At 70.8% G+C, this 23257-nt stretch carries 22 protein-coding genes and 1 riboswitch; of the genes, 17 read left to right on the top strand and 5 right to left on the bottom strand.

All coding sequences use genetic code 11. From position 1 onward, the window contains the following. Positions 1-7 precede the first annotated feature (7 nt). The 6 genes from VNT59_RS05680 (at position 8) to VNT59_RS05655 (ending at position 8054) form a co-directional block, all read left to right on the top strand. A complete protein-coding gene (locus tag VNT59_RS05680) occupies positions 8-1153 on the top strand; it encodes an ABC transporter substrate-binding protein (RefSeq protein ID WP_325497352.1) in 1146 nt (381 codons plus the stop codon). A gap of 113 nt (positions 1154-1266) precedes the next feature. Beyond that, on the top strand, positions 1267-2295 hold the full coding sequence (locus VNT59_RS05675) for a branched-chain amino acid ABC transporter permease (protein WP_325497351.1): 1029 nt from the start codon (positions 1267-1269) through the stop codon (positions 2293-2295). After that, complete coding sequence (locus VNT59_RS05670; RefSeq protein ID WP_325497350.1) at positions 2292-4136, top strand: branched-chain amino acid ABC transporter ATP-binding protein/permease; 1845 nt, start codon at positions 2292-2294, stop codon at positions 4134-4136. Before VNT59_RS05675 ends, VNT59_RS05670 begins: the two co-directional genes overlap by 4 nt. Further along, positions 4133-4885: an ABC transporter ATP-binding protein gene (locus tag VNT59_RS05665; RefSeq protein ID WP_325497349.1), complete on the top strand. Its 753-nt coding sequence runs from the start codon at positions 4133-4135 to the stop codon at positions 4883-4885. The genes VNT59_RS05670 and VNT59_RS05665 overlap by 4 nt, the downstream gene beginning before the upstream one ends. Before the next feature lie 45 nt (positions 4886-4930). Further along, entirely contained in the window at positions 4931-7105 is a 2175-nt protein-coding gene (locus VNT59_RS05660; RefSeq protein WP_325497348.1) for a prolyl oligopeptidase family serine peptidase, read from the top strand. A gap of 160 nt (positions 7106-7265) precedes the next feature. Continuing rightward, positions 7266-8054, top strand: coding sequence for a hypothetical protein (locus tag VNT59_RS05655; RefSeq protein WP_325497347.1), 789 nt, complete (start codon positions 7266-7268; stop codon positions 8052-8054). 25 nt (positions 8055-8079) lie between these two features. On the opposite strand, the gene VNT59_RS05650 is transcribed toward VNT59_RS05655, so the two are convergent. Continuing rightward, positions 8080-10068, bottom strand: coding sequence for a monovalent cation:proton antiporter-2 (CPA2) family protein (locus VNT59_RS05650; RefSeq protein WP_325497346.1), 1989 nt, complete (start codon positions 10066-10068; stop codon positions 8080-8082). Positions 10069-10128: 60 nt separating this feature from the next. Here VNT59_RS05650 and VNT59_RS05645 point away from each other — a divergent pair, with 60 nt between their 5' ends. From VNT59_RS05645 to VNT59_RS05630, 4 genes are read left to right on the top strand one after another with little or no spacing between them, the layout of a single operon-like run. Further along, the gene (locus tag VNT59_RS05645; RefSeq protein WP_325497345.1) at positions 10129-11154 is read left to right on the top strand and encodes a KpsF/GutQ family sugar-phosphate isomerase; all 1026 of its coding nucleotides are present in this window, start codon (positions 10129-10131) and stop codon (positions 11152-11154) included. Beyond that, complete coding sequence (locus VNT59_RS05640) at positions 11154-11699, top strand: 3-deoxy-D-manno-octulosonate 8-phosphate phosphatase (RefSeq protein ID WP_325497344.1); 546 nt, start codon at positions 11154-11156, stop codon at positions 11697-11699. The genes VNT59_RS05645 and VNT59_RS05640 overlap by 1 nt, the downstream gene beginning before the upstream one ends. Positions 11700-11715: 16 nt before the next feature. Next, positions 11716-12357 (top strand): LPS export ABC transporter periplasmic protein LptC, encoded by a 642-nt coding sequence (gene lptC / locus VNT59_RS05635; RefSeq protein ID WP_325497343.1) that lies wholly within the window; start codon positions 11716-11718, stop codon positions 12355-12357. Further along, positions 12354-13127: an SDR family oxidoreductase gene (locus tag VNT59_RS05630; RefSeq protein WP_325497369.1), complete on the top strand. Its 774-nt coding sequence runs from the start codon at positions 12354-12356 to the stop codon at positions 13125-13127. Before lptC ends, VNT59_RS05630 begins: the two co-directional genes overlap by 4 nt. Positions 13128-13177: 50 nt before the next feature. On the opposite strand, the gene VNT59_RS05625 is transcribed toward VNT59_RS05630, so the two are convergent. The 3 genes from VNT59_RS05625 to VNT59_RS05615 all read right to left on the bottom strand — a co-directional run bounded on the left by VNT59_RS05625 (position 13178) and on the right by VNT59_RS05615 (position 15715). Continuing rightward, positions 13178-13702: an RNA-binding protein gene (locus tag VNT59_RS05625; protein ID WP_325497342.1), complete on the bottom strand. Its 525-nt coding sequence runs from the start codon at positions 13700-13702 to the stop codon at positions 13178-13180. Between the two features lie 272 nt (positions 13703-13974). After that, positions 13975-14337 (bottom strand): RNA-binding protein, encoded by a 363-nt coding sequence (locus VNT59_RS05620; RefSeq protein WP_325497341.1) that lies wholly within the window; start codon positions 14335-14337, stop codon positions 13975-13977. A 175-nt stretch (positions 14338-14512) separates the two neighbouring features. Further along, positions 14513-15715: an ammonium transporter gene (locus VNT59_RS05615; protein ID WP_325497340.1), complete on the bottom strand. Its 1203-nt coding sequence runs from the start codon at positions 15713-15715 to the stop codon at positions 14513-14515. A gap of 119 nt (positions 15716-15834) precedes the next feature. Next, a riboswitch (yybP-ykoY riboswitch) is annotated at positions 15835-16016 on the top strand. On the opposite strand from VNT59_RS05615, the gene VNT59_RS05610 reads away from it, so the two are divergent. Further along, positions 16017-16586 carry a TMEM165/GDT1 family protein gene (locus VNT59_RS05610; protein WP_325497339.1) on the top strand — a complete coding sequence of 190 codons (570 nt, stop codon included), beginning with the start codon at positions 16017-16019 and terminating at the stop codon, positions 16584-16586. Positions 16587-16625: 39 nt separating this feature from the next. On the opposite strand, the gene VNT59_RS05605 is transcribed toward VNT59_RS05610, so the two are convergent. Continuing rightward, a complete protein-coding gene (locus VNT59_RS05605; RefSeq protein ID WP_325497338.1) occupies positions 16626-17462 on the bottom strand; it encodes a formate/nitrite transporter family protein in 837 nt (278 codons plus the stop codon). A 227-nt stretch (positions 17463-17689) separates the two neighbouring features. Between VNT59_RS05605 and metX the strand changes: the two genes are divergently transcribed. The 6 genes from metX to otnK form a co-directional block, all read left to right on the top strand. Beyond that, the gene (gene metX / locus VNT59_RS05600; RefSeq protein ID WP_325497337.1) at positions 17690-18889 is read left to right on the top strand and encodes a homoserine O-acetyltransferase MetX; all 1200 of its coding nucleotides are present in this window, start codon (positions 17690-17692) and stop codon (positions 18887-18889) included. Then, positions 18886-19470, top strand: coding sequence for a methionine biosynthesis protein MetW (gene metW, locus VNT59_RS05595; RefSeq protein ID WP_325497336.1), 585 nt, complete (start codon positions 18886-18888; stop codon positions 19468-19470). The genes metX and metW overlap by 4 nt, the downstream gene beginning before the upstream one ends. A 55-nt stretch (positions 19471-19525) precedes the next feature. After that, on the top strand, positions 19526-20299 hold the full coding sequence (locus tag VNT59_RS05590) for a FadR/GntR family transcriptional regulator (protein WP_325497335.1): 774 nt from the start codon (positions 19526-19528) through the stop codon (positions 20297-20299). Between the two features lie 43 nt (positions 20300-20342). After that, the gene (ltnD, locus tag VNT59_RS05585; protein ID WP_325497334.1) at positions 20343-21302 is read left to right on the top strand and encodes an L-threonate dehydrogenase; all 960 of its coding nucleotides are present in this window, start codon (positions 20343-20345) and stop codon (positions 21300-21302) included. Beyond that, the gene (gene denD, locus VNT59_RS05580) at positions 21299-22312 is read left to right on the top strand and encodes a D-erythronate dehydrogenase (protein WP_325497333.1); all 1014 of its coding nucleotides are present in this window, start codon (positions 21299-21301) and stop codon (positions 22310-22312) included. The genes ltnD and denD overlap by 4 nt, the downstream gene beginning before the upstream one ends. After that, the coding region (otnK, locus tag VNT59_RS05575; RefSeq protein ID WP_325497332.1) for a 3-oxo-tetronate kinase at positions 22309-23257 on the top strand (949 nt) is incomplete at its 3' end. The genes denD and otnK, both read left to right, overlap by 4 nt.

Here is a 23257-nt window from a genome sequence, read left to right as displayed (position 1 = left end):
ACGATCCATGAAATTCCTCAAACTGAGCGCGCTCGCCTCGGCCCTGCTGTCCAGCACGCTGGTGCTGGCCGACATCAACGTCGGCGTGACCGTATCGGCCACCGGCCCGGCCGCATCGCTGGGCATTCCCGAGAAGAACACCATCGCGCTGATGCCCAAGACCATCGGCGGACAGAAGATCAACTACATCGTGCTCGACGACGCCTCCGACACGACGGCGGCGGTGACGAACACCCGCAAGCTCATCACCGAAAACAAGGTCGACGTGATCCTCGGCTCCACCGTCACGCCCAATTCGCTGGCGATGATCGACGTGGTCTCGGAAGCCAAGGTGCCGATGATCTCGATGGCCGCATCGGCCAAGATCGTCGAGCCGGTCGACGCCAAGAAGACCTGGGTGTTCAAGACGCCGCAGAACGACATCATGATGTCGCACGCCATCGCCGACCACATGGCCAAGAACGGCGTGAAGACGGTGGCCTTCGTCGGCTTCTCCGACGCCTACGGTGAAGGCTGGTACCAGGAATTCACCAAGGCCGCCGCCGAGCAGAAGCTGCAGATCGTCGCCAACGAGCGCTACGCCCGCACCGACACCTCGGTCACGGGGCAGGTGCTCAAGATCATGTCCGCCAAGGCCGACGCGGTGCTGATCGCCGGCTCCGGCACGCCGGCGGCGCTGCCGCAGAAGACGCTCAAGGAGCGCGGCTACGCCGGCAAGATCTACCAGACGCACGGAGTCGCCAACGCCGACTTCCTGCGCGTCGGCGGCAAGGACGTGGAAGGCACGCTGCTGCCCGCCGGCCCGGTGCTGGTGGCCAACCAGCTGCCCGACAGCCACCCCGTGAAGAAGTCCGCGCTGGCCTACATCGCCGCCTATGAAGCCGCCCATGGCAAGGGCAGCGTGTCGACCTTCGGCGCGCACGCCTGGGACGCCGGCCTGCTGATGGCCGCGGCCGTTCCCAACGCGCTCAAGAAGGCGCAACCGGGCACCGCCGAATTCCGCGCCGCGCTGCGCGACTCGATCGAGCAGGTGAAGTCCATGCCCGGCGCGCACGGCATCTTCACGATGACCAAGGACGACCACCTGGGCCTGGACAACAACGCCCGCGTGATGGTGAAGATCGAGAACGGCACCTGGAAGTACACGCCCTGAACCGCGTTCGCTGAGGGCGGCGCCGTGCCGCCCTGCTCGTGTGCCAGGGGCCCCGCCATGGTGGCCCCGCCTTTCGTCCGGGGGCCGCGGCGGCCCCGCAACCGGTAGTGATCATGGATGTTCAGATCGCCCTGCTCCTCGGGCAGGACGGCATTGTGAACGGGGCGGTGTACGGTCTGCTGGCGCTCGCGCTGGTGCTGGTCTTCTCCGTCACCCGCATCATCTTCATCCCGCAAGGCGAGCTGGTCGCGTTCGCCGCCCTCACCATGGCGGCGCTCAACGCCGGCCGGGTGCCGGCCAGCCTGTGGCTGCTGCTGGGCCTGGCGGTCGTCACGCTCGGCGTCGAGGCGTGGCGCCAGCGGCGCGGCGCGCCGGTCGACTGGCGCTCGACCATCGTCTGGACGGTGCTGCTGCCGGTGTTCGCCGCCGCGCTGGTGGTGATCCGGCCGACGTCGGTGGCGCTGCAGGCGCTGGCCACGCTGTTCGTCGTCGCCCCGCTCGGCCCCCTGCTGTACCGCCTTGCCTACCGGCCGATCGCCACCGCCAGCGTGCTGATGCTGCTGATCGTGTCGGTCGCGCTGCACGGCGTGATGGTGGGCCTGGGCCTGCTGTTCTTCGGCGCCGAGGGATCGCGCACCCCGGCGTTTTCCGAACTGCGTTTCGATCTCGCGGGGGTGCAGGTCACCGGCCAGTCGCTGGTCGTGGTCGGCGTCACGCTGGCGCTGGTCGCGGCGATGTTCCGCTTCTTCGGCCGCTCGATGGTCGGCAAGGCGCTGCGCGCCACGGCGATGAACCGCGTCGGCGCGCGCCTGATGGGCATTCCCACCGATCTGTCGGGCGACCTCAGCTTCGCGCTGGCCGGCCTCATCGGCGCCGTGTCGGGGCTGCTGATCGGGCCGCTGACGACGGTCTACTACGACACCGGCTTCCTGATCGGCCTCAAGGGCTTCGTCGCCGCCATCGTCGGCGGCATGGCGAGCTATCCGCTGGCGCTGGCCGGCGCGCTGCTGGTCGGACAGCTCGAGTCGTTCTCCTCGTTCTGGGCCAGCGCGTTCAAGGAAGTGCTGGTCTTCACCCTGATCATTCCGGTGCTGTGGTGGCGTTCCATGCACAGCGTGCACGTGGAAGAAGACGAAGAATGACGCCGCGCCGACTCACCTTCCTGGCCGTGCTGGCGCTCGCGCTGGCGTGGCCCTGGCTGCCCGAATTCACGATCACCCTGCTCTGCTACATCGGCCTGTATGCGATGGTCGCCGCCGGCCTGGTGATGCTCACCGGCGTCGGCGGCATGACCTCCTTCGGACAGGCGGCCTTCGTCGGGGTCGGTGCCTACGCCACGGCGTGGATCTGCACCTCGCCGGTGATGGCCGGCTGGCTCGGCGGCGGCGCCCATCCGGTGCTGCTGCCCTGGCTCGGACTCGCGCTCGGCCTGGCGGTCGCCGCGCTCGTCGCCTGGGGCCTGGGCGCGATCACGCTGAAGCTGTCCGGCCACTACCTGCCGCTGTGCACCATCGCCTGGGGCCTGAGCCTGTATTTCCTGTTCGGCAACATCGAGGGCCTGGGCGGCCACACCGGCACCGGCGGGCTGCCGCCGATCTCTCTGGCGGGGATCTCGCTGGCGACGCCGCGCGCGCTCGGCGTGGTCGCCTGGGGCACGCTGCTGCTGCTGCTGTGGGCGTTGCACAACCTGCTCGATTCGCGCGAAGGGCGGGCGATCCGCGCCCTCAAGGGAGGGCGCCTCATGGCCGAGTCGATGGGCGTGGACACCGCCGCCTATCGCGTCAAGGTGTTCGTGCTGGCGGCGTTGATGGCCGCCCTGTCCGGCTGGTTCTACGCGCACCTGCAGCGCTTCGTCAACCCGACGCCGTTCAACCTCAACATCGGCATCGAATACCTGTTCATGGCCGTGGTCGGCGGTGCCGGCCACCTGTGGGGCGCCGTGCTCGGCGCGGCGCTGGTGACACTGCTGAAGTCCCGGCTGCAGGACGTGCTGCCCCAGTTGCTGGGCACGAGCGGCAACTTCGAGGTGATCGTGTTCGGGCTGGCGATGCTGGTGGTGCTGCATCGCTTCGCGGACGGCATGTGGCCGACGCTGGCGCATTTCTCGCGCCGCTTCCTGCGCCCGGCGGCCGGCCGCCTGGGCGGGCACGCCGCGCCTTTGCCGCGTCCGCCCCTCCCGCCGCCGGGCGAGGTGCTGCTGCAGGCGACCAAGGCCAGCAAGCATTTCGGCGGCCTCAAGGCCGTGAACGAGGTGACGCTCGACGTGCGCGCCGGCGAGGTGCACGCGCTGATCGGCCCCAACGGCGCCGGCAAGTCGACCTTCTTCAACATGATCTCGGGCGTCATCGATCCGACCGCGGGCGAAGTGCGGCTGATGGGCCAGGACATGAAGGGCCGGCCGTCGCGTGACTTCGCGGCGCTCGGCCTGGGCCGCACCTTCCAGCACGTGCGGCTGCTGCCGCAGCGCAGCGTCCTGGACAACGTGGCGCTGGGCGCGCACCGGCGCGGCCGCCGGGGCTGGCTGGCGGCGATGCTGCGGCTCGATCGCGCCGAGGAGGCGACCCTGCTGGCGCACGCGCGGCACCAGATCGAGCGCTGCCAGCTGGAGGCGCACACCGGCGACGCCGCCGGCGCGCTCGCCCTCGGCCAGCAGCGGGTGATCGAGATCGCGCGCGCGCTCGCCGGCCAGCCGGCGCTGCTGCTGCTCGACGAGCCGGCCGCCGGCCTGCGCCACCTGGAGAAAGTGGCGCTGGCGCAGCTGCTGTCGCAACTGCGCTCGGAGGGGCTCGGTATTCTGGTGGTGGAACACGACATGGAGTTCGTCATGAATCTGGCCGACCGGGTGACGGTGATGGAGTTCGGCACCGTGATCGCGCGCGGCACGCCGGCGCAGGTGCAGGCCGATCCGCGCGTGCTGGCGGCCTACCTGGGCGGCGTCGACGAAGACCCGGTCGACGAGGAGTCGGTGGAGGCCGCGGCATGAACGCGCCTTTGCTGCAACTGCGCGGTCTGGGCGTGTCGTACGGCGCCGTGCAGGCGGTGCACGGCGTCGAACTGACCGTGAACGAAGGCGAGATCGTCACCGTGATCGGCCCCAACGGCGCCGGCAAGTCGAGCCTGCTGTGCGCCGCGATGGGGCTGCTGCGCTCCAGCGGCACGCTGGCCCTGGACGGCGTGATCATCGCCCGGCCCAGCGTCGAGATCATGGTCGCCCGCGGCGTCGCGCTGGTGCCGGAGCGGCGCGAGCTGTTCGGCGAGATGTCGGTCGAGGACAACCTGCTGCTGGGCGGCTTCTGGCGCTGGCGCAAGGGCGAGCGCGATCACGCCGCGCGGCTGCGCGAAGTGTTCGAGCTGTTTCCGCGCCTGTGCGAGCGGCGCGCGCAGCTGGCGTCGACGCTGTCCGGCGGTGAGCGCCAGATGCTGGCGATCGGGCGCGCCTTGATGGCCCGCCCGCGCCTGCTGATGCTCGACGAGCCCTCGCTGGGCCTGGCGCCGCTGATCGTGCGCGAGGTGCTGCAGATGGTGGCGTCGCTGCGCGAGCTGGGCGTGTCGGTGCTGCTGGTCGAACAGAACGCCCGCGCCGCGCTGCAGGTGGCCGACCGCGGCTACGTGCTGGAAATGGGCGCGGTGGTGCTGGAGGGCCCGGCGCCCGACCTGCTGCACGACCGCCGCATCATCGACACCTACCTGGGGATCGGCAAGAAGAAGCAGCCGGCGCTGGCCCGGGCCTGAGCCGGGGCCGCTGCCTACAATCCGTTTCCACACGAAGGAGACGGGATGCGCGATCCGATTTCACGCCGCCGGGCCACGCTGGCCCTGCTGGCCGGCGCGATGGCAGGCAGGGCCCTGGCGAACCATGTCCCGGCCCCGCGCGGCGAGGTCACCGAAACCCTGCACGGCGTCGCGGTGCGCGACCCCTTCCGCGCCCTCGAGAACACCAGCGACCCGGCCGTGCAGGCCTGGCTGCGCGCCGAGGGCGCGCATGCGCGCGACGCGTTGGACCGCATTGCCGGTCGCGACCGGCTGGAGCAGCGCATCGCCGAGATCGCCGGCGCCGCCGGCGACAGCGTCTCGCGGCTCGTGCGGATGCCGGGCGACCGGCTGTTCTACCTCAAGCGCCTGCGCGGCCAGCAGCAGTACCAGCTGATGCTGCGCGTCGGCCTGCACGGGCGCGAGCAGGTGCTGGTCGATCCGCAGCAGGAAGCGGCGCGCACCGGCGTGCCGCACGCCATCAACTACTTCCGGCCGTCGTGGGACGGCGAGTACGTCGCCTACGGCCTGTCGGCCGGCGGCGGCGAGAACGCTTCGCTGCACCTGCTGCGCGTGCGCACGCGCGAGCTGGTCGGCGCGCCGATCGAGCGCGTCCACGAGGGCAACGTCGGCTGGCTGCCGGACAGCCGCTCGCTCACCTACAACCAGCTCAAGCCGCTGACGGCGGAAGACCCCGAGACCGAGACCTATCTGGACAGCCGCGTCATGTGGCTGCGCGTGGGCGACCGCGAGCAGCAGGCGCGGCCGGTGTTCGGCCCCACCGTCAATCCGGAACTGGGCCTGGCGCGGCTCGAAGTCGGCGCGCTGCTGTTCGTGCCCGGCAGCCCCTGGGTGGTGGCGCGCACCAGCGACACGACCTATCCCGAAGGCTCGCTGTTCCTGGCGCGCGTCGCCGACCTGGACCGGCCGCGCGTGCCGTGGCGCCGCATCGCCAGCTTCGACGACCACATCGTCGAGATCGACCTGCAGGGACAGCACCTGTTCTACCGGACCCGGCGCGACGCGCCGCGCTTTCGGATCATGCGGCTCGACCTGCGGCAGCCGGCGTTGGCGCGCGCGGTCGAAGTCGCGCGGCCGCCGGCCGACGGCGTCTTCGAGGGCTTCCTGCTGACCGCCGACGGCCTGGTGGCCGAGGTCCGGCAGGGCACGGCCATCGGGCTGCGCCGCTATCGTCCCGGCGAGCTGCGGGGACAGCCGCTGGCGCTGGCGTTCCCCGGCGCGGCCCGGGCCCACGACGACCCGGCGCATGCGTACCCTGACGTCCTGTACACGCTCTCGGGCTGGATCGAGCCGCCCAAGGTGCTGCGCTGGCACGCCGGCCGCTCGAGCGAGGTGGTCCTGGGCGTGCCGCCGCGCCTGCCGCCGCTGCCCGCGATCGAGGTGCTCGAAGTGAAGGTGCCCAGCCACGACGGCGCCCTGGTGCCGATGACGATCCTGCAGCGCACTGGCCTGCCGCGCGACGGCCGCAACCCGACGCTGCTGACGGCGTACGGCGCCTACGGCCACTCGCTGACCGCCTCCTTCAGTCCCTCGAACATGGCGTGGCTGGAACTGGGCGGCGTGCTGGCGCTGCCCAACGTGCGGGGCAGCGGCGTCTACGGCGAGCCCTGGCGGCTGGCCGGCACGAAGGCGAGCAAGCCGAACACCTGGAAGGACGGGATTGCCTGCGCCGAATACCTGATCGCGCAGCGCATCGCCTCGCCCGCCACGCTGGCGGTGATGGGCACCAGCGCCGGCGGCATCTTCGTCGGGCGCTGCGTGACCAGCGCGCCCCAGCTGTTCGCCGCCGCCATCTTCAACGTCGGGGTGATGGACGCGGTGCGGGCCGAGGACAGCGCCAACGGCATCACCAACATCTCCGAATTCGGCAGCGCCAGGAATCCCATCGAATTCCCGGCGCTGCTGGAGATGAGCACCTATCACCAGATCACGGACGGCACGCGGTATCCGGCGGTGCTGCTGGTCCACGGGCTGAACGATCCGCGGGTCGACGTCTGGCACAGCGCCAAGGCGGCCGCGCGGCTGCAGGCGGCCACCGCCAGCGGCAAGCCGGTGCTGCTGCGGCTGGACGGCCAGGCCGGTCACGGCGTCGGCAGCACCGCACGCCAGCGGTATGCGCTGGCGGCCGACATCTACAGCTTTCTGCTCTGGCAGATGGGCAAGGCCAAGGCCGCGGCCTGACCGGACGCGTACCGCCGTGAACTGTGCCACGGTGGCAGCGTGCGCGTTGGGGCGCGGCGGCCGCAAAAGCCACACGGTCGGGCTGGGGCGAATTACACTGCGCTGAGCTGCGAGCTCCCCCGGCCATCGGCGGGCTCCGCTCCTGGAGAGAAAGCCACAGATGTCCTTGTTCAACTGGCTCAACCGCGACAAACAGGCCAAGGCACAGGCGGCAGGCGTGGCCTCGTCGCGCCTGGAGCCCAACCGTGGCGCGCCGGCCGACCCGTCGCAGCGCAAGAGCGAGCGCCTGGCGCGGCGGGAACTGCTGTACTCGGTGGTGCGTGAGTCCATGGCCCGCGCCGGCGTGCTGTCGGCCAGCTACAAGTTCAAGGTCCTGTCGCTGGACAACGCCGGCAAGCAGTTCCTGGTGATGGTGGATCTGGCGGCCAGCGAGCGGGCCGACGCCGACCTGCTGGCGGACATCGAGGCGGTGATTGCCCAGCGCGCGAAAACCCGCCATGAGCTGGGCGTCAGCGCCGTCTACTGGCGGCGCAACGACCAGGTCGGCGTGGGCGCCGGGCGCAGCCCGGCGGCGCAGAAGCTGCCGCGCCGCGCCCCGGCCACCGGCCCGTCGCAGCCGGCCGAGCTGATGTCGGCGCTGTCCGGACCGGTGCCCTTGCCGGAGCCTGGCGCGGGCCCAGGCACGGCCTCGACGCCGCAGCAGCAGGGCGTCCAGGCCGGGTTCGATCCGATCCAGGACGACGAGATGGAAGCGTTCCGGGCGGCCCTGGCCAACGGGCTGGGCGGCCTTGGCGGCGACATCGGCCGCCCGTCCGCTGCGGCCGCGGCGCCGGCGGCGGCCAACGCGAGGGGCCAGTCCCGGGCCAACGGCTTCGCGGACACCGAGGTGCGCGACGACGGCCGCCGCAGCCGCACCCTCAGCTCGACCCAGTCGGGCGACCTGAACTGAGACGCCGGCCGGCGCGCCGTGCCGGTCAGGCCTGACCCGTCAGCAACTTTTCCTCGGCCATCGCCAGCGGCTCCGGCCGTCCCGACAGCACCAGCGTGTCGCCATCTTCCAGGTGGGGATCGGTCTCGGGATCGAGCTTGCTGCCGTTGCCCCGCCGCAGACTGACCACCCGCACGCCCAGGGCCGGCAGTGCCAGCTGGCTGAGCGCGCGCCCCAGCGCGGCGGCGCCCAGGGACAGCGTCACCGTGGCCAGCCGCTCGTGCTCCAGTTCGGTGCTGTCTTCGTCGGCGCCGCGGAAGTAGCCGCGCAGCAGGCTGTAGCGGGCATCGCGCTGCTCCTGCACGATCCGGATCACGCGCCGCAGCGGCACGCCGACCAATGCCAGCGTGTGGCTGGCCAGCATCAGCGAACCCTCCATCGCCTCCGGCACGACTTCGGCGGCGCCGGCGGCCTGCAGCTCGGCCAGCTGGAAGTCGTCCTGCGTGCGCACGATCACCGGCACCTGGGCGGCGTGGCTGCGCACGTTGGTCAGCACCTTGAGCGCCCCGGGCACGTCCAGATAGGTGACGACCACGGCGCTGGCCCGGGCCAGGCCGGCCGCGATCAGCGCCTGCAGCCGGGCGGCGTCGCCGAAGACCACCGACTCGCCGGCGGCGCTGGCCTGGCGCACCCGGTCGGGGTCGAGGTCCAGCGCGATGTAGGGAATCCTTTCGCGTTCCAGCAACCGGCCCAGGTTCTGGCCGCTGCGCCCGTAGCCGCAGATGATCACGTGGCGGTTGGCGTTGATCGAACGGCGGGCGATCGCGGTCATCTGCAGCGACTGCTGCAGCCATTCGCTGGCCACCAGCTTCATCACGATGGTGTTCGTGTGCATGATGATGAAGGGCGTCGCCAGCATCGACAGCACCATGCTCGCGAGGATCGGATTGAGCAGCTGCGGCGGCACCAGCTGGTGTTGCTGGGCCAGCGTGAGCAGCACGAAGCCGAACTCGCCGGCCTGCGCCAGGTACAGGCCGGTGCGCAGCGAAACGCCGTCCGAGGCCCCGAACAGGCGCGCCAGCACGGTCACGATCACCAGCTTGAAGAGCACCGGGAGCGTCACCAGCACCAGCACCAGGCCCCAGTGCTGGGCCACGATCCGCCAGTCCAGCAGCATGCCGATGGTGATGAAGAACAGGCCGAGCAGCACATCGTGGAAGGGCCTGATGTCGGTTTCCACCTGGTGCTTGTATTCGGTCTCGGAAATCAGCATGCCGGCGATGAACGCGCCCAGCGCCAGCGACAGGCCCGCCAGCTCGGTGAGCCAGGCCAGGCCCAGCGTCACCAGCAGCAGGTTCAGCACGAACAGCTCCTCGCTCTTGCGCCGCGCCACCAGCGTCAGCCACCAGCGCATCACCCGCTGGCCGCCCATCAGCAGGACGGCGATCAGGGCGGCCGCCTTGAGGCCGGCGACGGCGAGCGCCCGCAGCAGCGTTTCGGGCGGGCTGCCCAGCGCCGGGATCAGGACCAGCAAGGGCACCACGGCCAGGTCCTGGAACAACAGCACGCCGATCACCCGCTTGCCGTGCTCGCTCTCCAGCTCCAGCCGCTCGGCCAGCAGTTTCACGACGATCGCCGTGCTGCTCATGGCCACGGCGCCGGACAGCGCCAGCGCGGTGCGCCACTCCATGCGCCATGCCGCCGGCGCCAGCAGCGACAGCAGCAGCGAACCGGTGGTGGCGAGGGCCACCGTCAGCAGCACCTGCGCCTGGCCCAGTCCGAACACGTGGCCGCGCATGGCGCGCAGCTTGTGCAGGTTGAATTCCAGGCCAATGACGAACATCAGGAACACGACCCCGTATTCGCCGAGGTGCCGCACCGCCGAAGAGTTCTCGGCCAGCGCCAGCGCGTTGGGGCCGATCACGACGCCGACGGCCAGGTAGCCGAGCATCGGCGGCAGCTTCAGCGAGCGGCTGACCACCACCCCCAGCACCGCGGCCAGCAGATACAGCAGTGTCAGTTCGAGGGCGCCCATGGTTCGATGCTACCTTGTGCCATCCGGCCCGCGCGCCGGGGCAACTCGTAGAATCCCGCCATGGTTTCCGGCCCCGACAACGCGCGCGCCACTGCCCGAGGCGAAGCGCACTCCTTCGACCCGGCGCAGGCATTGCGCCTCGCGCACGAGACCTTGGACATCGAAGCGGCCGCAGTGCTGGGTCTGAAGGCGCGCACCGGGCTGGCCTTCACACAGGCCGTCGAGCGCATCCTCGCCATCGACGGCCGGGTGGTGGTGATGGGCATGGGCAAGAGCGGCCATGTCGGACGCAAGGTCGCGGCCACGCTGGCCTCCACCGGCACGCCGGCGCTGTTCGTGCATCCGGCCGAGGCCAGCCACGGCGACCTGGGCATGATCACCGGCAAGGACCTGGTGCTGGTGATCTCCAACGGCGGCGAGAGCGACGAGATCACGGCCATCCTGCCGGTGCTCAAGCGCCTGGACGTGGCCATCGTCGCGATGACCGGCGGCCTGCAGTCGACGCTGGCGGTGCATGCGGACATCGTGCTCGACAGCGGGGTCGCCAAGGAAGCCTGCCCGCTGAACCTGGCGCCGACCGCCAGCACCACCGCCCAGCTCGCGCTCGGCGACGCGCTGGCGGTGGCGCTGCTGGACGCGCGCGGCTTCCGGGCCGAGGACTTCGCGCGGTCGCACCCGGGCGGCGCCCTGGGGCGCAAGCTGCTGACGCACCTGGCCGACGTCATGCGCACCGGCCATGCCGTGCCGCGCGTCGGTCCCGACACCGGCTTTTCCGACCTGATGCGCGAAATGAGCGACAAGGGGCTGGGCGCGTCGGCCGTCGTCGACGCCGAAGGGCGGGTGCTGGGCATCTTCACCGACGGCGACCTGCGCCGGCTGGTGGAGAAGGGCATCGATCTGCGCCGCCTCACCGCGCGCGACGTCATGCACCCCAAGCCCAGGATCATCCGCGACGACGCGCTGGCGGTCGACGCCGCCGAACTGATGGAGCAGCACCGCATCACCAGCGTGCTGGTGGTCGACGCCGAGGACCGGCTGACCGGCGCGGTGAACAGCAACGACCTGATGCGGGCCAAGGTGATCTGATGGCGGCGCCGGCACTGAACTTCGCCCCCGAACTGCTGCTGGCGGCCCAGGGCGTGCGCGTGGCGTTTTTCGACGTCGACGGCGTGCTGACCGACGGCGGCGTCTATTTCACCGAGGCCGGCGAGACGCTCAAGCGCTTTTCGATCCTCGACGGGTACGGGCTGAAGCTGCTGCAGCGCGCCGGCATCACGCCGGCGGTCATCACCGGCCGCGACTCGGCGCCGCTGCGGCATCGCCTGCAGGCGCTGGGCGTGACCCATGTCCACTACGGCACCGAAGCCAAGCTGGCCGCCGCCGAGGAGACGCTGCGGGCGCTGCGGCTGGACTGGTCGCACGCGGCCGGCATCGGCGACGACTGGCCGGACCTGCCGGTGCTCACCCGCTGTGCCTTCTCCTGCGCGCCGCCCAACGCCCATGTCGAAGTGCGGGCGGCGGTGCAGTACGTCACCCGGGCGGCCGGCGGCGCCGGCGCGGCCCGCGAGTTCTGCGACCTGCTGCTGGTGGCCGGCGGCCGCTATGCGGGGCTGCTGGAGGACGCGGCATGAGCAGCGCGCCGGCGCGATGAGCACCGCCATGGCGGGCCGGGGCGGCTGGGCGCTGGTGCGCGGCGGCTGGGACCGGATGTCGGTCTACCTGCCGATCATCCTGATGGGCGTCATCGCCCTGGGCACCTACTGGCTCGCCCGCAACACGCCGACGCTCGGCGTCGCCGAGCCGCCGCGGCCGCTGACCCATGACCCCGATTCCTTCATGCGCGGCTTCTCGGTCAAGACCTTCGATCCGGCCGGCCGGCTCAAGAGCGAAGTGCACGGCCGGGAGGCGCGGCATTTCCCCGATACCGACACGCTCGAGGTCGACCAGCCGCGCATCCGCGCCATCAACGAGCGGGGCGAAGTGACCGTCGCCACGGCCCAGCGGGCGCTGACGAATGCCGATGGCTCCGAACTGCAGTTGTTCGGCGATGCCGTCGTGACGCGGGCGCCGGCCGGCACGGCCCCGGCGGCGCCCACGCTGGAGTTCCGCGGCGAATTCCTGCACGCCTTCCTCGACACGGAACGCGTGGTCTCGAACAAGCCGGTCGAACTCAAGCGCGGCAACGACCGCTTCACCGGCGACAGCCTGGACTACGACAACCTGAACCGGGTGCTGGTGCTGGGCGGGCGGGTGCACGGCGTGCTCGCGCCACGCGGAGTGCAGCCATAGACCGGCTCGTCTTCATCACCGGCGCTTCCAGCGGCATCGGCCAGGCGCTCGCCTGGCGCTACCACCAGGCGGGGTGGCGCCTGGCGCTGGTGGCGCGGCGCGCGCAGGCGATCGAAGCGTGGGCCGCCGCCCAGGGACTGCCGCCGGAGCGCTATGCCGTCTACCAGGCCGACGTGGCGCAGACCGACAGCATCGTGGCGGCCGCGGCGGCCTGCATTGAACGGCAGGGAGTGCCGCAGGTGGTGATCGCCAATGCCGGCATCAGCATCGGCATGGACACGGCGATGGGCGAGGATCTCGAGGTGATGGCGCGCACGTTCGCGACCAACAACGTCGGCCTGGCCGCGACCTTCCATCCTTTCGTCGGGCCGATGGCGCGGCGGCGCTCCGGCACGCTGGTCGGCATTGCCAGCGTCGCCGGCATCCGCGGCCTGCCGGGCCAGGGCGCGTACTGCGCCAGCAAGGCGGCGGCGATTTCCTATTGCGAGAGCCTGCGCGGCGAGTTGCGGGCCACCGGCGTCAAGGTGGTGACGATCTGCCCCGGCTACATCGCAACGCCCATGACCGCCGGCAACCGCTTTCCGATGCCGTTTCTGATGAGTGCTGCGGACTTCGCCGAGCAGGCCTTCCGCACCATCGACGCCGGCGCGAGCTACCGCGTCATTCCCTGGCAGATGGCGGTCGTGGCCAAGCTGCTGCGCGTGCTGCCGAACGCGCTGCTGGACCGCGCCTTCGCGGGCGCGCCGCGCAAGCGGCGGCGGGGCGAATAGCGGACGGCAAAAAGGCTCCCGCAGGAGCCTTCGGTTGGAACTGCCGCCGTTCAGTAGCCGCTGTTGCCGCCGCGGTTGCCGCCGCCGCGCGGGCCGGAGCCGTAGGGGCTGCGGAAGCCGCCGTCGTTGCCGCCGCGGCCGCCGTAGCCGCCGCCTTCACGACCGCCGCCGCCACCGCCGCCTTCGCGCCGGCCGCCACCGCCGCCGTATCCGCCACCACCACCATAGCCGCCACCGCCACCGCCACCGCCACCGCCACCGTAGCCGCCGCCACTCCCACCGTAGCCACCGCCGCCGCCGCCGTAACCGCCGGTGCGGGGACGCGACTCCATCGGACGCGCTTCGTTGACGACCACGCTGCGGCCGCCGAGGGGCTGGCCGTTCATGCCGTTGATCGCCGCCTGCGCTTCGGCATCACTGCCCATTTCGACGAAGCCGAAGCCCTTCGAGCGGCCGGTGTCGCGCTCCATCATCACCTTGGCGCTGGTCACTGCGCCGAACTGGCTGAACGCCTGTTCGAGGTCGCTGTCGCGGACGGAATAGGGCAGGTTGCCCACGTAGAGTTTATTGCCCATTGATCGGGGCTCCTGAAAAGACGATGACTTGAGCGATGGAGTCCCGAAAACGCATTCCACTTCAACCCGAGCGAAGCGATAAGTGACCTGTTCACCGCAATCCTTGCGGGCCCGCGAGGGCACGCTTTTCCATTATGGACAGGATTTCGGCGCCCGTGCAGACCCCCCGGGGGCTTCCATCTCGTCGAAAACCCTTAATTGCAGCGCAACGGAAAAAGGGCCCGTAGGCCCTTTGGGTGCTGTTGGGGTCCGGTCGGCCCCCAATGTCCAGCTCAGTAGCTGCGGCCGCCGCCGTAGCCGCCACCGCCGCTGCGGCCACCGCCGCCGTAGCCGCCGCCACCGCCGCCACCGCCGCCACCGAAGCCGCCGGAACGGGGCGCACGCGGCTCCATCGGACGGGCTTCGTTGACCACCAGGCCACGGCCGCCGATCTGCTGACCGTTCATGCCTTCGATGGCGGCGCGGGCTTCCGCCTCGCTGCTCATCTCGACAAAACCGAAGCCCTTGGAGCGGCCGGTGTCGCGCTCCATCATGACCTTGGCGCTGGAGACGGTGCCGTACTGGCTGAACGCCTGCTCCATGTCGCTGTCGCGGTAGGAATAGGGCAGGTTGCCCACGTAAAGTTTGTTGCCCATGAATGGACTCCTCGAGAGAAAAAACGCACTAAGCGATGGAGTCACAACGCAAGCTACAAACCACGCGAAACCGACAGTCACCGCAAACCATGTGCCGCGCTGAGCGCGACACCCGGCGATTATGGGGCATCCCCGGAATTCGTGCCTGCTTTTTCGAAGGCCGTCCGGCCAGGCTTCACCAGGTGGCTTCGCGCTCGGGCGTCGCGCCGATTTTGTGGATCGCCAGGTCGGCTCCTTCGTGCTCTTCCTCGGGCGACAGGCGCAGGCCGAGCAGGCGCTTGAGCCCGCCGTAGACGGCGGCCCCGGCAGCCAGCGCCCAGGCCACGCCGATGAGCGTGCCGCCCAGCTGGGCCGGCAGGCTGACGCCGCCCAGTCCGCCCAGCGCGCGCTGGCCGAAGATGCCGGCGGCGATGCCGCCCCAGGCGCCGCACAGCCCGTGCAGCGGCCAGACGCCCAGCACGTCGTCGATCTTCCAGCGGTTCTGGGTCAGCGTGAACATGGTGACGAAGATGGTGCCGGCGATCGCGCCGACCGCCAGCGCGCCGATCGGGTGCATGACGTCGGAACCGGCGCAGACGGCGACCAGCCCGGCCAGCGGCCCGTTGTGCACGAACCCGGGGTCGTTGCGGCCGACCGCCAGTGCCGCCAGGGTGCCGCCGACCATGGCCATCAGCGAGTTGACGGCCACCAGCCCCGAAACCCGGTCGATCGTCTGGGCGCTCATGACGTTGAAGCCGAACCAGCCGACCATCAGGATCCAGGCGCCCAGGGCGAGGAAGGGGATGTTGGACGGCGGGTGGGCGGAGATCGCCCCGTCCTTGCGGTAGCGGTTGCTGCGGGCGCCCAGCAGCAGCACGGCCGGCAGGGCCAGCCAGCCGCCCATCGCATGCACCACCACGGAGCCGGCGAAGTCGTGGAACTCCGCGCCGGTGGCGCCCTTCAGCCAGGCCTGGACGCCGAACGCGTGGTTCCAGGCGACGCCTTCGAACAGCGGATACACCAGCCCGACGATCACGGCGGTGGCGATCAGCTGCGAGCCGAAGCGTGCCCGCTCGGCGATGCCGCCGGAGATGATGGCCGGGATGGCCGCGGCGAACGTGAGCAGGAAGAAGAACTTCACCAGCTCGTAGCCGTTGCGCGCCGCCAGCTGTTCGGCGCCGACGAAGAAGCTGGTGCCGTAGGCCACGGCGTAGCCGACGGTGAAGTAGGCGACGGTCGACACCGAGAAATCCACCAGGATCTTGACCAGCGCATTCACCTGGTTCTTCTTGCGCACGGTGCCCAGTTCGAGAAATGCAAAGCCGGCGTGCATGGCAAGCACCATGATGCCGCCCAGCAGGATGAACAGGGCATCCGAGCCCTGTTTGAGTGCTTCCATGAGGTCCTCGCGCGTTGATTTGCCCTGATGTGGTGCGTGATTGCACTCTGGCGGGCCGATGCACCGTGACGCAGCAAAAAGCGCGCCAGCAACGGGCGCGCGGGCGCACCGGTACAATGCGGGCAGTCATCGGGGAGTAGCCTCCCTTCGAATCCGAGAGGGGCTTGCGTCAACAGACTTGGGGTGTCGCCCCATGGCGCAAGCGGTAGTTCCGGACTTGGCGAGACCTTTGACTGCGCTGCCTCCGTTTCGGCCGGGGATGCGGCGCAGTCAAGCGTGCACGCACCGGCCTGGAATTTCCATGGAATCCTTTCTCGTGTCCACCGGCATCGTCGCCCTGGCCGAAATGGGCGACAAGACGCAGCTGCTGTCGCTCGTTCTGGCCGCCCGCTTCCGCAAGCCGTGGCCCATCATCGCCGGCATCCTCGCCGCGACACTGGCCAATCACGCGCTCGCCGGCGCCGCCGGCGCCTGGGTCACCACGGTGCTGGGTCCCGACGTGCTGCGCTGGGTGCTCGGCGGCTCTTTCCTCGTCATGGCCGCGTGGATGCTGATCCCCGACAAGCTGGACGAAGGCGCCGGGGACGGGAACAGGTCGAAGCTGGGCGTGTTCGGCACCACCGTGGTCGCGTTCTTCCTGGCCGAAATGGGCGACAAGACGCAGATCGCCACCGTCATGCTGGCGGCGCAGTACAACACCTGGGCGCCGGTCGTCGCCGGCACCACGCTGGGCATGCTGCTGGCGAACGCGCCGGTGGTCTGGTTCGGCGACGCGGTCACCAAGCGCGTGCCGATCCGGGTGGTGCACCTGGTGTCGGCGGTGATCTTCGCGGTGCTGGGCGCGGGGGCGTTGCTCGGCTGGGGCAGCTGACTCGACGCGCCGGCCATGGCCGGGACGCCGCCCCCGCGTTCAGCGGCCGTCGAGATGTTCCGGCGCCGCCGCGGCGGGGCGGCGGCCGTAGATCACGTGATAGGTCAGCCCTACCAGCACGCTGCCGCCCAGCAGGTTGCCGGCGATCACGAAAGCGAGGTTGGCCGCCGTGCCGGGCCAGGTCACCAGCACGGGCGCCGTGGCGGGCTGCACCAGCATCGCCAGCGGCAGCAGGTACATGTTGGCGATGCTGTGCTCGAAACCGGCGGCGACGAAGGCCGCGATCGGGAAGATCACCGCCACGGCCTTGTCGACCACGCTGCGCCCGGCCATCGCCATCCACACGGCCATGCACACCAGCACGTTGCACAGCACGCCGCGCGCCAGCGCCTCCCACCAGGGCAGCGCCTGCTTGGCCAGCGCGAGCCGCACCACGGTGCGGCCGACCGCGCCGTCGTTCATGGCGGCGTGGCCGCTGGCGAAGACCAGGAGGGCGAGGCCGACGGCGCCCACGAAGTTGGCCGCGCACACGATGGTCCAGTTGCGCAGCACGTCGGCGGTGCTGATCCGTCCGTCGGCCCAGGCCATGGCCAGCAGGTTGTTGCCGGTGAAGAGCTCGGCCCCGGCCACCACCACCAGCAGCAAGCCGAGCGAGAAGACCAGGCCGCCGCCGATCTGGGCGGCAGCGAACCCGAGCGTCGCGTCCGACTTGACGATGACGAACAGCATGGCCCCCAGCCCGATGAAGGCTCCTGCCAGCACGCCCAGCATGGCCAGCGGCAGCGTCGCCATCCGCGCCTTCGCCACGCCCACGGTTTCCACCCGGCGCGCCACTTCCAGCGGCGCGTAGGCGTCCGATCCATACAGTTCGCTCACGGCGGCCTCCGGCGCGGGACGCGACGGGCCGGCCGGCCCGGGGCTCCCTTGGACTTATACTAGCCGGGCGCCGATTTGCTCCAGCTTGCGGGCGCTCAATAAATCCAGCTAAAGATCGACCGTCCGCCGACCCGGCCTCGCATCTTGTAGCGGCGCCGGGTTTTTTCTGCGCCGCCCGCGAACCGGGACGACGGCTGCCGGCCTGGGGCATCGCACTCCTGTCGCCGATGATCGTCTCGCCACAATCGATGTCGTTCGCCCAGCCGCTGGCCCTGCAGAGCGGCGCGTCCATCCGGGACTACGCGCTGGCGTACGAGACCTATGGCACGCTCAATGCCGAACGCAGCAATGCGGTCCTCATCTGCCACGCGCTGAACGCCTCGCACCATGTCGCCGGCACCTACGCCGGCCAGGAGCGTTCGCAAGGCTGGTGGGACAGCATGATCGGCCCCGGCAAGCCGGTGGACACCGACCGCTTCTTCGTGATCGGCGTCAACAACCTCGGCTCGTGCTTCGGCTCGACTGGGCCGATGCACGTGAATCCCGAGAGCGGCCGCATCTACGGCGCGGATTTTCCGGTGGTGACGGTGGAGGACTGGGTCAACGCCCAGGCCCGGCTGCTCGACCAGCTCGGGATCGGGACGCTGGCGGCGGTGATGGGCGGCAGCCTCGGCGGCATGCAGGCGCTGTCGTGGACGCTGCAGTATCCGCAGCGGGTGCGGCACGCCGTGGTGATCGCCAGCGCGCCGAACCTGAACGCCGAGAACATCGCCTTCAACGAGGTCGCGCGCCGTGCGATCGTCACCGACCCGGATTTCCACGGCGGCCACTTCTACGAGCACGGCGCGGTGCCGCGCCGCGGCCTGCGCATCGCCCGGATGATCGGCCACATCACGTATCTGTCCGACGACGTCATGAACGCGAAGTTCGGGCGCCAATTGCGCGAGGGCCTGGACCTGCGTGCCGGGGCGGCGCCGCCGCCGGGCGACACGGCCGCCGCCGCGGACGGCGCCAGGCGCAGCGCGGGGGCCTACAACTACACGCTGCAGGACGTCGAGTTCCAGATCGAGAGCTACCTGCGCTACCAGGGCGACAAGTTCAGCGAGTACTTCGACGCCAACACCTACCTGCTGATCACGCGCGCCCTCGACTACTTCGACCCGGCGCTGCGGCACGGGGGCAACCTCGCCCGGGCCCTGGCGGTCGCGACCGCGAAATTCCTGCTGGTGAGCTTCAGCACCGACTGGCGGTTCTCGCCCAAGCGCAGCCGCGAAATCGTCAAGGCGCTGCTCGACAACCGGCGCGACGTCACCTATGCCGAGATCGACGCGCCGCACGGCCACGACGCCTTCTTGCTGGAGGATGCGCGCTATCTGGCGCTGGTGCGGGCGTACTTCGACCGCATCGCCCAGGAGCAAGCCCCATGAGCGACCGCCGCACCATGGAATCGATCGCGCGGCTGGTGCCGCCGGGCGCCCGCGTGCTGGATCTCGGCTGCGGCGACGGTGCCATGCTCGACTGGCTGCAGCGCGAGCGCGGCTGCAGCGGCTACGGCATCGAGATCGCCGACGCCAACGTGCTGGCCTGCACCAAGCGCGGCGTCAACGTGATCCAGCTGAACCTCGACGAAGGGCTGTCGATCTTCGACGACGGCTCGTTCGACGTGGTGCTGCAGGTCGACACGCTGCAGCACCTGCGCAATGCCGAGACCATGCTGGCGGAGACGGCGCGCGTGGGCCGCATCGGCATCGTCGCCTTCCCCAATTTCGCGCACTGGCCCAACCGGCTGAGCATCCTGCGCGGCCGCATGCCGGTGACCAAGCGCCTGCCGTACCAGTGGTACGACACGCCCAACATCCGGGTCGGCACATTCAAGGACTTCGAGGTGCTGGCCACCAAGAACCGACTGGCGATCCTCGACGCCTTCGGGCTGCAGGAGGGCCGCGAGGTGCGCTGGCTGCCCAATGTCCGCGCCGGCACCGCCGTCTTCAAGTTCGAGCGCGGCTGACGCGCGGTCCGCGCGCTGCGGGCGGTTGGCCGGGCCCGGTATCCTACGGCCCAGCATGACCATCCACTTCAACCGCGTCACCAGCGGCGCGCGCCTGTCCGACCAGGTCGCGCACCAGCTGGCCGCCGAGATCGCGGCGGGCCGGCTGGCGGCCGGCGCCAAACTGCCACCCGAAGCGCGGCTGGTGGAGCAGTTCGAGGTGAGCCGCACCGTCGTGCGCGAAGCGATGTCGCGGCTGAAGTCGCTCGGCCTCGTGCATTCGCGCCAGGGCAGCGGCGTCTACGTCACGGCCGCCCCGCCGTACGCGCCGCTCAACTTCGATGCACGCCACACGGCGTCACGGGCGGCGGTGGTGCAGTTGGCGGAGGTCCGGCGCGGGCTCGAAGCCGAGGCCGCCGCGATCGCCGCCCGGCGCCGGGCGCCGGCCGACATCGAGCGGCTGCAGGCGACCGTGGCGGCCCTGGATCGGGCGGTGGCCAGCGGCGGCGACGGCGTCGAGCAGGACCTCGCCTTCCACCGGGCCATCGCCCAGGCGGCCCACAACCCGTTCCTGATTGGCACGCTCGATTACCTGGCGCAGTTCATGCGCGGCGCGATCGGCGTCACCCGCGCCAACGAGGCGCGCCGCGCCGACTTCGCGGCCCAGGTGCGGCGCGAGCACGCGGCGGTGGTGACCGCGATCGAGGCCGGCGACGCCGCGAAGGCGCGAGCCGCCGCATCGCGCCACATGGACAACGCGATCCGCCGCATCGAGGGCGCCGACCCGGCGTTCTGGCAGCAGCAGGGCGAGCGGCTGGCCGGGCCGCTGGTCCAGGGGCCGGCGTCATGAACCGCGTCGGGGTTTTCGATCGACCAACTTGTATGATGACCATATGAATCCGACCTCTCCTCACGCGACGGCGCCGCGCCACGTCGGCCTGATCGGACTGGGCGCGATGGGCGGCGGCATGGCCCGCTCGCTGCGCCGGGCCGGGCACACCGTGCATGTGTTCGACGTCCGTGCGCCGGCCGTGCAGGCCTTTGCCGCGGACGGCGGCGTCGGCTGCGCCTCGCCGGGCGAAGTGGCGCGGGACTGCGACGTCGTCATCAGCGTGGTGGTCAATGCGGCCCAGACCGAACAGCTGCTGTTCGGCGAAGGCGGCTGCGCGGCCGCCATGCAGCCGGGCAGCGTCTTCGTGATGTGTTCCACGGTCGATCCTGCGTGGTCGGCGGCGCTCGAGGGCCGGCTGGCCGAGCGCGGCCTGCTCTACCTGGACGCGCCGATCTCCGGCGGCGCCGCCCGCGCCCAGGCCGGGCAGATCACGATGATGACGGCCGGCAGCGCGGCGGCGTACGAGCGGTGCGGCACGCTGCTCGAAGCGATGGCCGCCAAGGTCTACCGGCTCGGCGAGCGGGCCGGCGGCGGCAGCAAGGTCAAGATCATCAACCAGCTGCTGGCCGGCGTGCACATCGCGGCCGCCGCCGAGGCGATGGCCCTCGGGCTGCGCGAAGGGGTCGACCCGGCGGCCCTCTACGAAGTCATCACCCACAGCGCCGGCAACAGCTGGATGTTCGAGAACCGCATGGCGCATGTGCTGGCCGGCGACTACACGCCGCTGTCGGCCGTGGACATCTTCGTCAAGGATCTCGGCCTGGTGCTCGACACGGCGCGCGCGACGAAATTTCCGCTGCCGCTGTCGGCCACCGCGCACCAGATGTTCATGCAGGCGTCCAGCGCCGGCTTCGGCCGCGAGGACGACAGCGCCGTCATCAAGATCTTTCCCGGCATCGATCTGCCGCCGCCTTCGGCCACCGCGGGCGGCACCACCACACCAGAAGGACCCAAGCAATGAAGATTCTCATCACCGGCGGCAGCGGCTTTCTCGGCGCCCGGCTCGCCCGCACCCTGCTGGCCCAGGGCAGCCTGTCCCTGGGCGGCGCCGCCGCGCGCCGGATCGAGGAGATCACGCTGGCCGACCGCGCGCCGCCGCCCGACGACCTGGCGCGCGACCCGCGTGTGAAGTTCGCCGGCGGCGATCTCAACGAGCAGATCGCGAGCCGCACCATTCCCGCGGCCGGCACCGACGCCGTGTTCCACCTGGCCGCCGCCGTGAGCGGCGAGTGCGAGGCGAACTTCGACCTGGGCATGCGCAGCAATCTCGATGCGACGCGGGCCCTGCTCGACGCCTGCCGCGCGCAGGGCAACCAGCCGACCTTCGTCTTTTCCAGCTCGCTGGCGGTGTTCGGCAACCTGCCGGGCCAACCGCTGCCCGAGCCGATCGGCGACTTCACGCTGCCCACGCCCCAAGGCAGCTACGGCATCCAGAAATTCATCGGCGAGCAGCTGGTGGCCGATTACGCCCGCAAGGGCTTCATCCGCGGCCGCAGCGTGCGCCTGATGACGGTGAGCGTGCGCCCCGGGCGCCCCAACGGCGCGGCGTCGAGTTTCCTGTCCGGCATGATCCGCGAGCCGCTGGCCGGCCAGCGCGCGCAGGTGCCGGTCGCCGCCGAAACGTCGGTGGCGCTGGCGTCGCCGGCGCGCACCATCGAAGGCATCATCCGCGCCGCGCAGGCGAGCGACGCCGAGTGGGGGCCGCTCACGGCCGTCAACCTGCCGGCGCTGCGCACCACCGTCGGCGAGATGGCCGCGGCGCTCGAGCGCGTCGCCGGCCAGGCCGGCACGGCGCTGCTGGACTGGACGCCCGACCCGGCGATCATCAAGCTGGTCAAGACCTGGCCCGGCAACGTGAAGTTCGAGCGCGCGCGCGGCCTCGGCCTGCAGGCCGACACCGACTACGAGCAGGTCGTGCGCGACTACATCCGCGAAAACCCGGCGGCCGTCCAGCTGGAGATCAGGAGATGAGTGGGAAGGTCATGCTCGGTTGCATCGCCGACGACTTCACCGGCGCGACCGACCTGGCGAACAACCTGGTGCGCAGCGGCATGCGGGCGGTGCAGACGATCGGCGTGCCGGCCGGGCCGCTGCAGGCGGACGCCGATGCGGTGGTGGTGGCGCTCAAGTCGCGCACCATCGCGCCGGCCGAAGCCGTGCAGCAGTCGCTGGCCGCCCTGCGCTGGCTGCGCGGCCAGGGGGCCCGGCAGATCTACTTCAAGTACTGTTCCACCTTCGACAGCACCGCGCAGGGCAACATCGGTCCGGTGACCGAGGCGCTGATGGACGCGCTGGAAACCCCGTTCACGATCGCCACCCCGGCCTTTCCGGACAACCAGCGCACCGTCTTCAAGGGCTACCTGTTCGTCGGCGACGTGCTGCTCAGCGAATCGGGCATGCGCGACCATCCGCTCACGCCGATGCGCGACGCCAACCTGGTGCGCGTGTTGCAGTCGCAATGCCGGCGCAAGGTCGGCCTGATCGACTACCGGACGGTGGCGCAGGGGAGCGCGGCGATCGCGCGGCGCATCGACGCCTTGCTGGCCGAAGGCGTGGCGATCGCCGTCGTCGACGCCCTGAGCAACGACGACCTGCTGCGGCTCGGGCCGGCGTTGAAGCAGCTGCCGCTGGTCACGGCCGGCTCCGGCGTCGCGATCGGCCTGCCGGCCAATTTCGGCGTCACCGCCTCCGAAGCGGCCAGTCGCCTGCCGCCCGCCGCAGGACGGCAGGCGGTGGTCTCGGGCAGCTGCTCGGTGGCGACCAACCGCCAGGTGCGCTCCTTCCTCGCTGCCGGGCGCCCGGCGTTCGCGATCGAGCCGCTGCGGGTGGCGGCCGGCGAAGACGTCGCGGCGCAGGCGCTGGCCTGGGCCGCGCCGCTGCTGGCCCAGGGGCCGGTGCTGGTGTATTCGACGGCCG

Origin of the sequence: Ramlibacter sp. (genome assembly GCF_035554825.1) — a bacterium.
Classification (GTDB): domain Bacteria; phylum Pseudomonadota; class Gammaproteobacteria; order Burkholderiales; family Burkholderiaceae_C; genus Ramlibacter.
The sequence above is the reverse complement of the archived record's forward strand: the minus strand, read 5'-3'. Positions and strand labels throughout refer to the sequence as shown.